The following is a 16639-nucleotide window of genomic DNA, read 5'->3' on the forward strand; positions in this document are numbered from 1 at the left end:
CTATGGACTTTGAACTGACGAAAGAACAACAGATGCTCAAAGAGGCGGTCGCCCGCTTCGTTGATGACCGGGTCATTCCCCTGGCACCGACCATCGACAACGACGGGGCCTTCCCCGAAGAAAGTTTCAGGACCATGGCGGAGATGGGGCTTTTCGGCATAACGATACCCCAGGAATACGGGGGGAGCGGGGCGGACCTGCTTTCCTGCGTGGTGGTGATGGAGGAACTTGGAAGGGGATGCGCCGCAACGGCCAACACCTTCGGTGCTCATGCAATTCTATGTACCGAAAACATTTACCGGAACGGCACCGATGAACAGAGAAAGCGGTATCTCCCGGACCTGATAGCGGGGAAAAAGATCGGCGCCATCGCCATTACGGAACCGGGAGCCGGCTCCGACGCGACATCCTTGACGACCCGGGCCGAGAAGCGGGGTGACGCCTATTACCTGAACGGAACGAAGATGTTCATCACGAACGGACCGGTGGCTGATGTCATGGTCGTCTACGCAAAGACGAACCCCGAAGCCGGCCCTCACGGCATCAGCACGTTCATCGTTGAAAAAGATTTCCCCGGCTTCTCCCGGGGCAAATCACTCAAGAAAATGGGGGTAAAGGGGTCCCCGACGGGCGAACTGATCTTTGAGGACTGCCGGGTTCCTGCTGAAAACCTCCTGGGAAAAGAGAACGAAGGTATCCGGGTGCTGATGAGCGGTCTTGACCGGGAACGGATCACCTATGCCATCTGTCCCATCGGGGTGGCTCAGGGTGCCTTCGATGTGGCATTCAAATATGCCTGTGAGCGCGTCCAGTTCGGCGCACCCATTATCAGCTTTCAGATGATCCAGGAGATGGTCGCCGACATGGCAACGGACATCAATGCGGGACGTCTCGTGGGGTACTGGGCGGCGGCGGAAGCGGACCGCGGGAAGCGCGTACGGCTCGAGGCGTCCTACGCAAAGCTCTTCTGTTCGCAGGCCGGCCTGCGGGTCGTTGACCGGGCGATCCAGATCCTCGGCGGTTACGGCTTCATCAGCGAATTTCCCATTGAACGCATGTATCGTGACATCAAGGGGATCGAGTTCGGTGCCGGCACCACGCAGATCCAGAAACTCATCATCGTCAGGGAACTGATGAAAAATCTCGGATAATCAACTTCTTGACTCTATGGCAGCGTGCCTGAACGCCTCCGCGCGGCGCGCTGCCCTTCAAAATCGCTTCTTAAGAAAACAATTCGCCATCTTGCATTACATCCCCAATTCACCGTATAATCACTCTGTTAAATCTCAACCGGCACGTTACAGGATTCTCCTGTTCATTTCCCCACCAATACACAAGAATGATGAAGACAGAAGGAGACGGGATCATGGCGAAAAAGAAAAAGATCATTGTCATCGGGGGATCGGCGGCGGGGCCGAAGGCCGCCGCCAAGGCACGGCGGTTGGACAACGACGCAGATGTCATCATTCTGCAGAAGGACCCGGACCTTTCCATGGCATCCTGCGGATACCCCTATTACGTGGGTGGCTATTTCGACGACCGCAACATGCTGCTCTGCACACCCACAGGCGTCACACGGGACCCGCAATTCTACCTCAACGCGAAGAACATCGACGCGCGGGTCAACTCTGAAGTGACAGAGGTCGACCGGGAGAATCACCGGATAACCTACCGGAACATCCTGACCGGTGCTACGGATACCATGGAGTACGACAAGCTTATCTTTGCCGTCGGATCCACACCCCGGATGCCCCCGGTACCCGGTGTGGGACTGAGGGGTATTACCACCCTTCACTCGATGAGGGACGCTGATCTGCTGAGAAAGATACGGGATAATAAAACGATCAAGAAGGCCGTGGTCATCGGCGGCGGCCTGATCGGTATCGAAACCTGCGAGGCGCTTCAGCTCGCCGGCATCGAGATCACCGTGATCGAACTGCTGCCGCAACTGCTGACCTTCCTCGATTGGGAACTGGCAAAACTGGTCGAGAACCACGTGAGGGAGAAGGCCGCCAACGTCATCACCGGCAACGGCATCGCGGAATTTCTCGGTGAGAACGGCACACTGACGGGAGTCAAACTTCAGAACGGCACGGAGCTTCCCTGCGAGTTGGCCGTCGTTGCCATCGGGGTCAATCCGAACACCGCCCTAGCCCAGGCATCGGGTTTGAAAATAGGCGAACGGGGAGGGGTCGAGGTCAACGAATACATGCAGACCTCCGACCCCGACATTTATGCCGTCGGCGACTGTATCGAAACCGTCAACCGCATCACCGGGGCCAAGGTGCTGGCACCTTACGGAGACCTGGCCAATCTCCAGGGCCGTGTCGCCGGGGAAAACGCCGCGGCGGGGAATTGCGTCACCTTTCCGGGCACCATCCAGACGGGTATCTGCAAGGTCTTCGATTATGCGGCGGGTTCGACGGGACTTTCGGAAACCGTGGCCACACGGCTCGGATACGAGGATATCATCACTGTCATTAACGCCAGCCCTGACAAGCCGGGGTTCATGGAAGGCCTCCTGATCGTCACGAAAATGGTGGCCGACAGGAAGACCGGCCGCATCCTGGGCGCCCAGTGCGTGGGTCCCGGTAACGTGAGCAAACAGATCGCTCAGTGGGCAATGGCCATCCAGGGCAATCTGACCGTGGAAGACCTCATCAACGCGGATCTCCCTTACGCGCCCCCCTTCTCGCTCGCCATCGACCACTTCATAGCAACGGCCCATATCATGCAGAACAAGATGAAGGGGCGGTTCAAAGGGATATCAACCGTGGAGGTCAAAAAGAAAGTCGAAGGGGGCGAGAAACCCTATCTGCTTGATGTGCGGGGTCCCGACGAGTTCGAAGAAATGCGGCTCGGTATCGGCGAAACGCTCATCCCCCTGGGCGCGCTTCGAAAGCGGCTGAAAGAAATGCCCCCGGACAAGAAACGGGAGATCATCTGCTACTGCAAGATATCCCTCAGGGGATATGAGGCCGCCCTGGTGCTTGAAGCGAACGGGTGGAAGAACGTGAAGGTCATGGAAGGGGGGATCATGGCCTGGCCCTTTACGCGGGAAAAATAAACGCAACAAAGAAGCAAAGGGCTGCCGTGAGGCAGCCCTTTGCGTTTCATCAGAGGAACGGTGATATGTTCTACTACTACTCCTACTCCTCCTCCTCTTCCTCTTTTTTTCCGTTCACGCTTCGCTGGATGATTGACTGGATATTACGCTGGAACAACCGCCGCATGATGTAACTGTGCATCGTATCGACCCGTTTCGCTACTTCCAGAGTAAATCGCATGTTCTCATCCCGGGATTTTCCCTTCACGATCCGCCGGCGCAAGGCCGCCTCGTGTTCCATGATCTCCTTGCCCAGCCGAACGTAAAAATCAAGGTCCTTGAACTCCAATCCCAACTCCAGGATCTTCTTCAGCAGGTCCCGACCGAAGCGGACGTCCTCCTCATTGAACAGAACACGGCCCTTCTCCTTCACACAGGGCATCAGCAGACCGACACGCTCCGCATCCCGATATTGTGCCAGCGTCAATCCCGTCCGCTCCAGAAATTCATTGCGGTCAATAAGGTTGTTCGCCGTCCCGAACACCACGTCCTCGATCGCTTCCGCCTCCTCCAGGCTCATCCCCTCGTCAAGACGCCGCACGATATTCTTGATGATCGACAACGGGAAAAACCGCCGTTCCTGCAGATGTCGAATCGCCTGGATCTTTTCCACGCAACTCTCATCATAGTATGCCATGCTCTTGTTCACCTTTTCCGGCTCCGGCAATAACCCCTGCCGCACATAGTACCGGATCGTCGACGGTTGTACCCCGCTGCGCTTTGCTATCTCACCGATTTTCAACGCCATATAACCCTCAAGCTCCTCTCGTGTTCCACCTGAACACCTATAAACTATTCTCTTCGCCCTGTCAAAGACCTTCATCAACCGAAATATCCCTTGACAGGGGCGTCGCTTTCCATATAGTAAAGTATAAAGTAATGCTTTAAGATAAGCAAGTCTAAAATTACAACTTTGACGTTACCATTACCAACCGCATGGAACGTATGGAAGCAGAGAGGAGCGGATGATGGAGTACAAGCGGCTTTTTGAGCCCATTACGATACAGGGACTCATAATACCGAACAGGATCGTCATGCCCGCCATGGGTCTTGCCTATACCGACGATTATACGTTTAACGACCGGTTCGCGGCCTTCTACCGCGAGCGTGCGCGGGGAGGCGTGGGATTGATGATCGTGGGACCCATCGCCATTGATGAGGTCGGCGCCGCCCCCTTCATGCCGGGACTGTTCGACGGGAGAAACATGGAGTCCCTGAAGCGGTTCATCGAGGAAATTCACCAGGATACAGAGACGAAGGTCGCGACACAGCTGTTCCACATGGGACGCAACGCCTCTTCCCTGTTCACCGGCAGGACACCGGTGGCGCCGTCCGCCGTGCCCAGCCAACTGACCGGTGAAATGCCCCGCGAGATGTCACGGGACGATATCGAAGAAACACAGACGTCATTCGTGAAAGCGGCCCTGCGTGCCAAAGAGGCGGGCTTTGATTTTATCGAGATAATCGCCTGCACGGGGTATCTGATCAGCCAGTTCCTCTCTCCCGTGACCAACAGGCGTTCCGACGAGTACGGCGGCCCCTTCGAAAACAGGATGCGTTTCGGGCTCGAGGTCGTATCGAGTGTCAGGGCAGCCGTGGGAAAGAACTTTCCGCTGGGAATCAGGATCGCCGGCAACGATTTTATCAAGGGAGGACATACAAATGCCGAGCAGGCGCTTTTCGCCGCCGAGGCCGAGAAGGCCGGCATAGACGCGATCAATGTTACCGGCGGGTGGCACGAGACGAATATTCCCCAGTTGACGACGAACGTCCCCCCCGGCGCATACGTCTATCTTGCCCGGGGAGTAAAGGAAAAGGTGACGATTCCCGTTTTCGCGTCAAACCGGCTGGGAGACCCGGCGGTGGCCGAGCGCGCCCTGAGAAGCGATTCCTGTGACATGATCTGCATGGGTCGGCCGCTCATAGCCGATCCGGAGCTCCCCGTAAAGGCCCGGGACGGCCGCCGTGATGAGATCGTGTCGTGCATCGCCTGTAATCAGGGCTGCTTCGACGCCCTGTTCTCGGGCTTTTCCGTGTCCTGCGTCCTGAATCCGCGGGCAGGCCGGGAAAATGAACTGATCGAGACCCCCGCCCGGCACAGCAGGAACATTCTTGTCGCCGGCGGCGGCCCTGCCGGTATGGAGTTCGCCCTGACCGCGGCCCGGCGAGGACATTCGGTCACCCTCTGCGAAAAGGAACCCGAACTGGGAGGGCAGATCAATCTGGCCATGACGCCTCCGGGGAAGGCGGAATTCGGGAACATGATCGGCGGCATGAAGCGACGAATGGAACGGGCCGGCGTAACGGTGCGCACACACACGGAGGTGACCCCCGAAATGCTTCAAAACGGCGGGAGACCCTACGATCTCGTCGCTGTTGCCACGGGAGCCGAACCCATTGAGATATCCGTTCCCGGGATCGACAAACCGCATGTGGTCGGCGCCTGGGATGTGTTAAGTGAAAAGGTCCACCGCATCGGACGGAACGTGGTGGTCGTGGGCGGCAGCGCCACCGGCTGTGAAACGGCGTATTTCATAGCCGCCATGGGGACGGTGAACGCCGCCGTGTTCACTCACCTGATGTACCATGAAGCGGAAGAAGGTGATCTCGCCCGCGCCCTTCTCCGTGACACGGGAAGAACCATAACCGTCATCGACATGGTCGATCGGATGGCCGATAACGTGGGTCGTACCGCTCGCTGGTCCCTCTTGAAGAGCCTTAAGCTCATGGGAATCACCATGAAAACGGAAACGCGGCTGATCGAAATAGGGGACGACGAGGTGATCGCCGAATCCAGGGGGGAACTTCTGAAGATCCCCGCCGACACGGTTGTGATCGCCGTGGGTTCCCGGTCTCTTGACAGGCTCACCGATCTGTGCAAGGAAAAGGGACTCGCGACGATCTCCATCGGTGACGCCCGGCAACCCCGGAAAATAACCGACGCTATCCGCGAGGGATTTGAGGCCGCACTCTCTCTGTAAGGACTTGAAGGAAAGGGCTTACCGATGAAATCATTCGAGTACCAGGACCTGCTCTTTGCGGCGATACTCCCGGGCAACAAGGTGTCCACGCACAGCGCGCCGGGCGATGCCGTCCTGATCGATCTCGATCTCGGCATCCTTGCCGTCGCCGACGGACCGGAACGCAACCCGTCGGCATCTGCCTGTTTTCTCGAACGGTTTCATGCCCTGGCGGGAGCGTCGACATCGTTCGACCCGGACGGGCGGTCCCTGGATACGCATTTCGAGTCCATCGTCGCCGAAACGAACGATCTTCTCCTGGCTACCAGCTACCACGAGAACACCACGTTCTCGGCCCTCATAATCGGCGGGGACAACCGCGCCGTGCTGCTCCATACGGGCGATAGCCTCGTATACCTCATCTCCGGAACGGACCGGCGCGTGACACAGATCAGCAGATCGAACCATTTCATGGTGGGACGGGCCCCCCGGCTGTTCCAGACCGAGGTCCTGACCGTTACCGGGAGTGACCTGGTATTGCTGGCAACGGACGGCCTGACGGACCTGGCACGCTGTCACAAACTTCCCGTTGATCGTTTCCTGCTGCACGGGCTCAACGGCGGCGGGCCGCGGTATCTTTCGGACAGCATTATCGCCCGCTCTGGGACCGTCGAGGTCGATCTTGACGATCTGTCGATAATCGTCGCGGATCCTCGATCGGTCAGGTCCGGCGTGTCCCATCCCGCCAGAAGAAAAAAATTGCTGCGCTACTGAGAACTCCGTTCCATCCTCGGGAAAAACGGCACCAGAGGGGTACATGGCGGAGTTGCCGGCGATCAGGCGTGTCCCGTGTCCGAGCCGGCCATCGCCTTGTATTGCTCCTTCACCTCGCGACGCAGGATCTTGCCCACGTTACTCTTGGGAAGCTCCTTCACGAAAATGACCTCCCGGGGCACCTTGTAAGGGGCGAGCTTTTCCTTGCAGTACTGCATGACCTCTTCCGCGGTCAGTGATTCCCCCTCTTTCACGACAATGAAGGCCTTTACCGTTTCCCCCCGGTAAGAGTCCGCCACGCCGAAAGAACAGGCTTCCAGTATCTTCGGGTGGTCGAAGAGGATGTTGTCTATTTCGACAGGATAGATATTGTATCCTCCCGCAATGATCATGTCCTTTATGCGATCCACGATGCTGAGGTAGCCGTCCTCGTCAAAAAATCCCACGTCGCCCGTGTGAAGCCATCCATCCTTTAAAACCTTGTTCGTTTCCTCCGGTTTCTTGTAATAGCCCATCATGATCTGGGGACCCTTGATACAGACCTCCCCCGTTTCACCGAGGGGAAGTTCCTTTTCTCCGGTCTCGAGATCGAGGATCCTGATGTCGGTGTCGGGAACGGGAATTCCCACGGTCCCCGGTTTTATCACCCCCTTCCAGGGGGTTACCGTCGCGATGGGGCTTGTCTCCGTCTGCCCGTAAACCTCGCACATGGTCGCACCGGTGAGGTCCTTCAGGTCCTTGATCGTGTCGGCCGCCAGGGGTGCCGCCCCGGAAAAGAACCCCTTGATGAAACCGAGGTCCATCTTCCTGAACTCGGGCTCGGCGAGCAATCCCACGAAAATAGTAGGCGCCCCCGGGATAAAGGTCGGCTTGTATTTTTTAATGAGGTCTATGATCCCTTTCGGGTCCGGACGCGGGATCATGAGATGCTCGTAGGCCTGCCAGACAAAGAAGTTCTGGACCGCCGTAAATCCCGCTGTATGGAACACGGGAAACGTTCCCACCAGGCGTTCTTCACCGGGATTGAGGTCCGGGAACCAGGCAATGAACTGCTGGACATTACAACTGAGATTCTTGTGGCTGAGCATCACACCCTTGCTGACGCCCGTCGTTCCCCCCGTATACACGATGGCGGCAAGTTCCTCCCATTCCGTCGCGTCCGCGACGGGATCGTCCGGGTACCGGTCGATCAGGTCCTTGAACACCATGACCTGATCGGTTGTCTCGATCTTTTTGTACATCTCCTTCTTGACGAAGGGAAACAGCTGTTTCTTCGGGAAGGGGAGGTAACTGTTGATATGGCAGCCGATGACCTTTCGCACCTTCGTCCCCGGCATGATCTTGAGAATGCGGGGGACCAGGAGTGTCAGCGTTATGGCAAGAACAGAATCCGAGTCGTCAAGCTGATACTGGAGTTCCCGTTCCGTATAGAGGGGATTGTTCTGAACCGCGACGGCGCCGATGCGGAAGATCGCCAGGTTCGCGATGATCGTCTGGGGAAGGTTGGGCATGATCACCGCCACCTTGTCTCCCTTCTTGACCCCCAGGTCCAGAAGGACCCGGGCAAACCTGTTGACCAGGCCGTTGAGCTCCCGGTAGGTTATCCTCCTGCCCATGTAATTCAGGGCGGTCACCGCGGGAAATCGCTTCGCCGAATTCTCCAGCGCTTGGGAAATACTGATCTTTTGATAGTCCAGAGACGGCTTCACCCCCGGAACATAGGACTTGTGCCAGAACCGTTCAAAGCTCATGGAAACCCTCCTTTTCAACCCGGCGCGCCGTGGCGCTGCCGTTATAGTTCATGCCATTCTTTCACGCTCATGCCGTCGTGATGTTTTCTTCGGGGAAATTCCCGAGCTTACATCAGCACCGGCTTTACCATCTCTATTTACCGGCCGGTGCGGTGCATTCCCGCACGGCACCGGCGGATCACACGACAGAACATATTCAGAACGCGAACATCGGGAGGATCTTCGCAATAACACCATCATCGCGCAGGACGCTCTAGCTATTGATGATCAAACCACCCTATGATTTCATTTTAGATTTGAAAAACCGTTCTCCCGCCTCCTTGACGGCATCGGTCTGGACCATGATCGCCTGCTGGGCCGCTTCCCATTCAAGCACCTCCGGCAGGGTCATGTCAAAACTCTTTTCCAGGCTGCTCTTGATGAGGGCCACGGCGCCGGGAGGTTTCTTCGCGAGACGCCGGGCGAGGGCATGTACCGCCTCATCAAGCTCATTATCAGGGCAGGCACGGTATATGAGGCCGCACTCGGCGGCAGTCCGCCCGTCTAACATCTCCCCCAGGAGGGCCAATTCCCGTGCCTTCACCATACCGACCAGGCGTGGGAGAAAGTAGGTCCCTCCGCTGTCCAGAACGAGCCCATGGTTGACAAAAACTTCCCGGAATCGGGCACTTTCCCCTGCCAGAACGAAATCGCCGGCAAGGGCGATATTGATACCGCCACCCACCGCCATTCCCCGCACCTTTGTTATGACCGGTTGAGGTATCTCTCTCATGGTCAGAATAACACGGTGCAGCTTCTTCATGGCCATCTGCCAGAAAGGAGCGGAAAGGCCTTCCGTGAACCGCGCCATGGAAGCCCCGGTACAGAAGTTCCCGCCTGCGCCCTCAATGACGACTACATGGACCTCCTCGTTCGGCGCGAGGGCGTCGAGGGCCTTCTGGAAATCGTCGATCATGTCAAGATCAAGGGCATTCATCATTTCCGGCCGGTTCATGACGATCGTCGCAATTGTCTCATCCACGCTCACCAGTATTCTTTCTTCGGACATGAATCCCTCCTTTTCTTCTCCTGCAGTACTCACCCGCTCATTCATCCTCTTTGAAAGAGCACAGCATTCCCCTCGGGGGAATACGAGACCAGGTTGTCATGTCTATGTTCCGGCAGGACACCGGATCGGGGAGTTCTTCAGATGTTCCCTCTTATGGCCACTATAGGTAACACATTCACGCTGCGGATACAAATGATTCCTTCAGAAAAGAGTGTTTTTCACAGCCCCGGTGACCCGGCAGGTGTGCGGACATTTGTCTCATGTTTCAAAAAATATTATTTTGGGGCTCATCTCCGAAGAAGTTACTGTCTTTTTCGGGATTCAAGAGATCTGGGGTTCAATGATCCGAGTGAAAAACCGGGTCATTTCACATGAGAGTTTTTAGTGTGATCTACATATTTGTATTTGTCAGCATACGGACGCACGCAACGACCTCTGCCATGGAACACCCCGGCGGAAAAATCTCACATACGCCGTTTCTTTTAAGCTTTTCCGCGTCTTCCGGCGGGATGATCCCGCCGACAATAATGGGAATGTTCTGTAGCCCTTTTTCCTTCAGGCTCTCTATGATCCGGGGGACCAAGGTCATATGGCCGCCTGAGAAGATCGAGAGGCCGATCACATCGACGCTTTCCTGTTCTGCTGCCTGCGCAACCTGATCAGGAGTTACCTGAAGCCCAAGAAAAACAACCTCGATCCCTGAATCCCGCAATGCCTGTGCGACCACATAGACACCGCGATCATGACCATCAAGTCCCGGTTTTGCAAGAAGTACTCTCACGCGTGGATCGTTCTTACTCATGTTCTGACCTCTCACATAGGAATTCTGCAACTTATCCTTTTATTCCCGTGCATGCCTTCATCATTTCCTCAATGCTGGCATAGGTATGCGATGCGTCAATGAAATAAGGGAACACATTTTCTCCCGTTGCCGCCGCCTCGTGCAACCTGTCCAATGAATCTTTCACCATTTTCTCGTCTCTCTGTTCGCGCACTTTGACGAGATTCTTTTTCTGGAGTTCCTCATAGGAAGGATCGATCTTGAGTATTTCGATGGGAAGCTCATCCTTTTCAACCTCAAAACAGTTAACCCCTACAATCAACCTCTTTTTCTCCTCAATATCTTTTTTGTATGCATAAGAGGCATCCTGGATCTGTTTTTGGACCCACCCTTCCGATACGGCCTGAAGCATTCCACCTTGATCATCGATCTTTTCGATGATGGATCGGGCTTCCTCTTCCAGATCATCCGTCAGCTTTTCGATAAAGTACGAACCGCCCAAAGGATCAACAGTATGAGTGACCCCGCTTTCATGGGCAATTATCTGCTGCGTTCGAAGTGCGACACGAACCGCTGTTTCAGAAGGGAGAGCGTACGCTTCATCCATCGAATTGGTATGGAGAGAATGCGTTCCTCCCAGGACAGCGGCGAGAGCCTGAATGGTCGTTCGTATGATGTTGTTCATCGGCTGTTGGGCGGTAAGCGAACAACCCGCGGTTTGTACATGGTATCTCAAAAGCCAGCTTAATGGATTCTCGGCACCAAAGCGATCTTTCATGATCCGCGCCCAGAGTCGTCTTGCCGCTCGATACTTACAGACCTCCTCGAAAAAATCGTTGTGGGCATTGAAGAAAAACGAGAATCGCGGGGCAAAATCATCCACATTCAATCCCCGTGCGATAAGTGCATTTGCATATTCCACCGCACTTCCAAAAGTAAAAGCTATTTCCTGCGCGGCCGTTGAGCCTTTTTCACGTATCTGGTATCCGATAAAACTGATGGGATTCCAGTGAGGCATTTCTTTGACGCAATATTCAACAACATCGACGGTCAGTTTATAAAGGGTTTGGAGGGGGAGGCGCCTGAAATTAACCGTGTAATACAGGGATACCGCATCGTTTTGAAGGGTACCCCTAAGCACATTGAAGGGAATGTTCCTTTTTTGGGCAAGCGCAAGGAACATGGACATGACGGCGGGTCCGCCCGTTATAATTGATGTGGAGATCGATCCGATATCAATTCCGTCAAAGATCACCTCAACGTCTCTCAGTGTATCGACAGGTACTCCGTCCTTCCCCACTTCTCCCTCACAGAGGGGATTATCAGAGTCAAGTTGATTGTGTGTAGGGAGGTCGAAGACGATGTTAAGACCCGTCTGACCCTCTTTTTGAAGATACTTAAGTCGTTTGTTGGTTTCCTCGGGCGTTGCAAATCCTGTCACCTGTCTTCGAGTCCACAATTTTCCCCGGTATCCCGTCGGAAGAACTCCACGCGTAAAGGGATAACTGCCTGGAAAATTGATTTCTTCAAGATACTCCTTGTTCGAAATATCGAGTGGCGTGTACAGACGTTTTACTTCTTTTCCCGAGAGTGTTTCAAAAGATCGTTTCTCTTCGCCCCACTTATCAAGTACGAGCTTCAGAGGACCCTTTTCCCACTTCTCTTTTTCCTTGCTTATTTTCTCAATTTCTTCCCCTGCATACATGGTCATCTCCTCATTTTGGTCTCCGATCCACAATACGTAATTCCTTCATTTCTTTTTCAATACTCAACCGTTCAAGCAGGCTTTCCAGCGGCTCGAATATTATTTTTGTCGGTGTGATCTCCATCTGCTCTTTCATTCTGAGTTCTATCAGCTTCGAGACTTCCTCCTCACGGGTACCTTCCGCCGACGTGATATAAATAATCAACTCATCGTTCTCGAAGGGATCATCATTCTTTTTACGGAGTTCCGCGTGCCACTCCTTAACCTCGGCGAGGGGCGGAATCACGGAATACAAGAGATTGAGATTGACGAGAGTCCCCTTCATCTTTGTAAGATACATGTCTTTAATTTCCGATTTTCTGGAAATAACACTGTTTATCCGAGGGACCCTCAACCCGCAATAAGGGCAGGAGTCATAGCTTATGGCAGGTGCGTCAACGATATCGCCGGTGCGGTAACGCATAACGATACTCCCTCTGCCGTCAAGCGCCGTATACACCAGCTCGCCGGAGGCATCATCCGGCAGCCGTTCTCCGCTTTCAGTGTCTATGATTTCAAAAAAATCGAGGTCGGGCCACGTATGGTACCCCGTTTTAACGCCACCGATACATTCTATGGGGTAATGCTTCTGTTCGGTAAATCCCCCTGCGGCAAGAAATCCGGGATCAACTGCGCCACAATCCCTCGCCATTTGCAATACTTTCTCACGATATTCAGGATGCGCTCGTTCACCGCCGGTGATGAGCAGCTTGAGAGAACCTAAATCTCTTCCCTCATCCCTTGCGATACGGAGAAGATGGTAGAGATATCCGGGAATTGCAATGAGCGCAACAGCCCTTCCCTTTGAAATTGCATTGAGGATACGTTCCGTTCCCATAACCTTTCCACCACCGCTCTGTAACGTGAGAATTCCCTGCAGGGAGGTCATTCTGTATACCTGCCAGAATCCGCCATGGGGAGCGTACGGAAAGGCATTGATAAAGAGCTGCCCCGGTTGATAATCGATCTGTTGTTTCAGTACATCCATGGTCCTGCTGCTGTGAAGATTCCATATTTCGAAATCATACCGGGTGAACACAAAGGGCGTGGGATCAGCTGTGCGGCCCGTCGTGAAGATATTGAAGACCGGGGCATATTCCCATTCTAGTGATTCCTTAAGCCCCTTTTCCCCCTTGATGAGTTTTGTAAGGGCTATGTGAGCAAGAGCTGTTCTGGGAAGATACTTTTTTATCAACTCTTCATTCGGCTGGAGAATGAATTCCCGTGGTCGGGCTGGATTGTCATCGGAAGGGGCGATATCACTTTTCATGGAAAAGGGTAATTTTTGAAGATCATCGATAGTCCGAATTGAATCGGCATCGATGCCTTCTCTTTCAAACATGGCACGATAAAATGGTGAGAATGGGTAGACTTGTTTTTTAATAAAACTCCTCAGCTTTCGATTCTGCAGTTCCCGCATATCGTCAAAAGTCCAGGAACTCATTGTTTTCCGCCAATTTCGTGTATCCATATATCCTCCTTTGTACCATGCGGAATGTCATGAAGGATTTTTTATGCACGCCGGCAGAACGTGAGTGTTTGAATTTTCGCGACAGGATCATGCCCGTAGGCTGAGTGTTTTCCGCTGCATCATGGATTCGATAGAAACCCTTTCATGCTTTTTTTATTCCCTGCATTATTATTTCAAATGCCCTATCAAGCGTTTTCTTCATATGGCGTTTGCGGGGATCGAGCGCGCTTTTGCTTTCTTCCCAGATGACCAGCCCGGAGAAGAGGCTCCAGATAATATCCGCAAAGACGATCGGTTCCATTTCTTTGAACACCCCCATATGAACCCCGTCTTCATAATTTTGGGACATGAAGCGGATTGCCCGACTTGCAAGGTCTTTGATCTGCGTTATCAATTCTTCCGAAATATTTTTGTAAACCTCGCTTGTCTGAAAGTGGAATATATTCATAAAAATCAGGGGGTCATACTCATACAACGTGTACAGGGACTCCTTGATTGCCAGGATTCTTTTTTCCGGGTCCTTTTCTGCGTTTTTTTCCCTTTCATCAAATTCTTCGATCAGATTTTCAAGAAACTTGAGGCTGAGGGCTGCATGAAGTTCTTCCTTGTTTGAAAAGTAAAGGTACAGGGTTGAAGGGCTCAACTCGATATCATTTGCAATATCTCCCATCGTGGTCCTGCTGAACCCCTTTTTACTGAAATGTTTTTCCGCTGCTTCCAGAATTTTCTGACGACGTTCCTTTTTCTCTCGCTCCTTTCTCTCTGCAATTCCCATATATCGGTCCTTTCGATCTTTAATGTCTTGATGTCAGGTCGCGATTCCTTTGTGAATATGCTTTATTTAATGAATATATTCATTAAATAAACAGGCTCATTTGTCAAGAAAAAAGTGATGTCCCGGAGAAAAGGTTTCGAGAAATCAGATCATCCCGGGCTTCTGCGAAAAGTCTACAGACAAAGGGGTCACTCCCGCATTTGTGATGCATATAGTGATATTGTAAGGATTGATCGCATGTTGGATAAATCATTGAGACCGCGAAAGCTTCCTGTTATGATTCTATTCGTTGGTATGAGGGATATAAAATGGTCGCCCCGCGGCGCATAGCGTGATTGTAAAGGCATGCCGGTACGAGCGCCTGTCGTCGTGCCCGGGTATGTGCCGGAGAGGAATAATGGAAAAACATCACAAGTTTTCTATCTGGTACGTTCTGATCGCCATCTGGGCCGTCCTGATCGTGCAGAACTATCTTTCCACCGTGTTCGCCGTGAAGGTCATCCCCTACAGTCAGTTCCTGACACTCCTGAAGGAGGACCGGATTCAGGAGGTCGCCGTGACGGAGAACCGGATACAGGGGAAGATGAAGGACGAAGCAGGGTCCGCTCACAGCTTCAAGACGATCAGGGTCGATCCGGAACTGTCGGACCTCCTGCAGCAGCACCAGGTCATTTTCAAGGGCGAGATAGAGTCGAACTTTCTTCCGAATCTCCTCTCCTGGGTGGTACCGGTCATCCTTTTCGTGGCGATCTGGTATTTTCTCATGAAGCGGATGGCGGGTCAGCAACCGGGATTCATGTCCTTTGGAAAGAACAAGAGCCGGATATACATGGAAAACGAGCTCAACGTGACCTTTAACGATGTCGCCGGCGTTGATGAGGCGAAACAGGAGTTGATAGAGGTCATCGATTTTCTGAAAAACCCGGGGAAATTCAGCGGAATCGGCGGCAAAATACCCAAGGGCATCCTCCTCGTGGGGCCTCCGGGAACAGGGAAAACGCTCCTGGCGAAAGCCGTGGCGGGGGAAAGCGGTGTTCCCTTTTTCAGCATGAGCGGATCGGAGTTCGTCGAGATGTTCGTGGGCGTCGGAGCAGCGCGGGTGCGGGATCTCTTCGTCCAGGCAAAGGGGAAAGCCCCCTGCATCATCTTTATCGACGAACTGGACGCCCTCGGAAAGGCCCGAGGCATGGGCGTGATGGGGGGACACGACGAGCGCGAGCAGACCCTGAACCAGCTGCTGGTGGAGATGGACGGGTTCGATCCGAAATCGGGGGTCATTCTCATGGCCGCCACGAATCGTCCCGAGATACTCGACCCCGCTCTCCTGCGCCCGGGGCGCTTCGACCGCCACATCCTGGTCGACCGTCCCGACCGGAAGGGACGGGAAGATATCCTCAGGGTACACCTTCGCGGCATAAAAACCGCTCCCGACCTTGACGTAGAACTGATCGCCAACATGACGCCGGGAATGGTCGGCGCCGATCTGGCGAACCTCGTCAACGAGGCGGCCCTCCTGGCCGTCCGGAGGAACAAGACGGTGGTGGGAATAGCGGAGTTCGAGGAATCCGTCGAACGGATCATCGCCGGCCTGGAGAAGAAGAACCGGCTCATCAACCGCCGTGAGCGGGAGATCGTGGCCCACCACGAGATGGGTCATGCCCTGGTGGCACTTTCCCTGCCGGGGACGGATCCTGTTCAGAAGATCTCCATCATCCCCCGGGGGATCGCGGCCCTGGGATATACCATGCAGGTCCCCACTGAGGACCGCTTTCTCATGAGCAGGTCCGAACTCCTCAACAAGATCGCCACGCTCCTCGGCGGGCGTGCCGCCGAAGAACTGATGTTCGGCGATATCTCAACGGGGGCCCACAATGACCTTTCCCGGGCAACGGATATCGCCAAGAGCATGGTGAAGGAGTACGGGATGAGCGATACACTGGGCCAGGTCTATCTCTCTCACGACAAGCGGGGCAATCGTTTTATCGACATCGGCATGGCCGAACAGGCGGATTACAGCGAGGCAACGGCGGAGGCCATCGATGAGGAGGTACGGACCATTATTTCAGGCCAGTATGAAAAGGCCCTTGATATCCTGCGGGAGAAGAGGGATATCCTGGTGAAAGGCGCGGAACTGCTCCTCGAAAAGGAAAAAATAGAGAGCAGCGAGATCCGGGCGCTTCTCGCTTCCAACAGCGCGTGATGAGAGTGCACGCAACCCCGACGTGTCAT

The 16639-nt window shown here is 54.2% G+C and carries 12 protein-coding genes; 5 read left to right on the forward strand and 7 right to left on the reverse strand.

Translation table 11 applies throughout. The annotated features are described in order from the left end of the window. Positions 1-2 precede the first annotated feature (2 nt). Together JXO48_08310 and JXO48_08315 are read left to right on the forward strand one after the other, a co-directional pair. On the forward strand, positions 3-1151 hold the full coding sequence (locus JXO48_08310) for an acyl-CoA dehydrogenase family protein (protein MBN2283880.1): 1149 nt from the start codon (positions 3-5) through the stop codon (positions 1149-1151). Between the two features lie 215 nt (positions 1152-1366). Continuing rightward, the gene (locus tag JXO48_08315) at positions 1367-3067 is read left to right on the forward strand and encodes an FAD-dependent oxidoreductase (protein ID MBN2283881.1); all 1701 of its coding nucleotides are present in this window, start codon (positions 1367-1369) and stop codon (positions 3065-3067) included. A gap of 82 nt (positions 3068-3149) precedes the next feature. Here JXO48_08315 and JXO48_08320 read toward each other — a convergent pair whose 3' ends face one another. Then, positions 3150-3854, reverse strand: a complete 705-nt coding sequence (locus JXO48_08320; GenBank protein MBN2283882.1) for a MerR family transcriptional regulator — start codon at positions 3852-3854, stop codon at positions 3150-3152. 217 nt (positions 3855-4071) lie between these two features. Between JXO48_08320 and JXO48_08325 the strand changes: the two genes are divergently transcribed. After that, entirely contained in the window at positions 4072-6087 is a 2016-nt protein-coding gene (locus JXO48_08325) for an FAD-dependent oxidoreductase (protein MBN2283883.1), read from the forward strand. Positions 6088-6111: 24 nt separating this feature from the next. After that, entirely contained in the window at positions 6112-6840 is a 729-nt protein-coding gene (locus tag JXO48_08330; GenBank protein ID MBN2283884.1) for a SpoIIE family protein phosphatase, read from the forward strand. Between the two features lie 62 nt (positions 6841-6902). Here the strand turns inward: JXO48_08330 and JXO48_08335 are convergent, their stop codons facing one another. The 6 genes from JXO48_08335 to JXO48_08360 form a co-directional block, all read right to left on the reverse strand. After that, positions 6903-8591: a long-chain fatty acid--CoA ligase gene (locus JXO48_08335; protein ID MBN2283885.1), complete on the reverse strand. Its 1689-nt coding sequence runs from the start codon at positions 8589-8591 to the stop codon at positions 6903-6905. A gap of 277 nt (positions 8592-8868) precedes the next feature. Next, complete coding sequence (locus JXO48_08340) at positions 8869-9639, reverse strand: enoyl-CoA hydratase/isomerase family protein (protein MBN2283886.1); 771 nt, start codon at positions 9637-9639, stop codon at positions 8869-8871. A 391-nt stretch (positions 9640-10030) separates the two neighbouring features. Beyond that, the gene (locus JXO48_08345; protein ID MBN2283887.1) at positions 10031-10441 is read right to left on the reverse strand and encodes a cobalamin-dependent protein; all 411 of its coding nucleotides are present in this window, start codon (positions 10439-10441) and stop codon (positions 10031-10033) included. A gap of 31 nt (positions 10442-10472) precedes the next feature. Then, complete coding sequence (locus JXO48_08350) at positions 10473-12131, reverse strand: methylmalonyl-CoA mutase (protein MBN2283888.1); 1659 nt, start codon at positions 12129-12131, stop codon at positions 10473-10475. A gap of 4 nt (positions 12132-12135) precedes the next feature. Further along, positions 12136-13635 carry a hypothetical protein gene (locus JXO48_08355; protein ID MBN2283889.1) on the reverse strand — a complete coding sequence of 500 codons (1500 nt, stop codon included), beginning with the start codon at positions 13633-13635 and terminating at the stop codon, positions 12136-12138. Between the two features lie 142 nt (positions 13636-13777). Further along, on the reverse strand, positions 13778-14410 hold the full coding sequence (locus JXO48_08360) for a TetR/AcrR family transcriptional regulator (protein ID MBN2283890.1): 633 nt from the start codon (positions 14408-14410) through the stop codon (positions 13778-13780). Between the two features lie 397 nt (positions 14411-14807). On the opposite strand from JXO48_08360, the gene ftsH reads away from it, so the two are divergent. After that, a complete protein-coding gene (gene ftsH / locus JXO48_08365; protein ID MBN2283891.1) occupies positions 14808-16610 on the forward strand; it encodes an ATP-dependent zinc metalloprotease FtsH in 1803 nt (600 codons plus the stop codon). Positions 16611-16639: the final 29 nt, after the last annotated feature.

It is taken from the genome of Deltaproteobacteria bacterium, from assembly GCA_016933965.1.
In the GTDB taxonomy this organism is placed as follows: Bacteria; Desulfobacterota; Syntrophia; order Syntrophales; family UBA2210; genus JAFGTS01.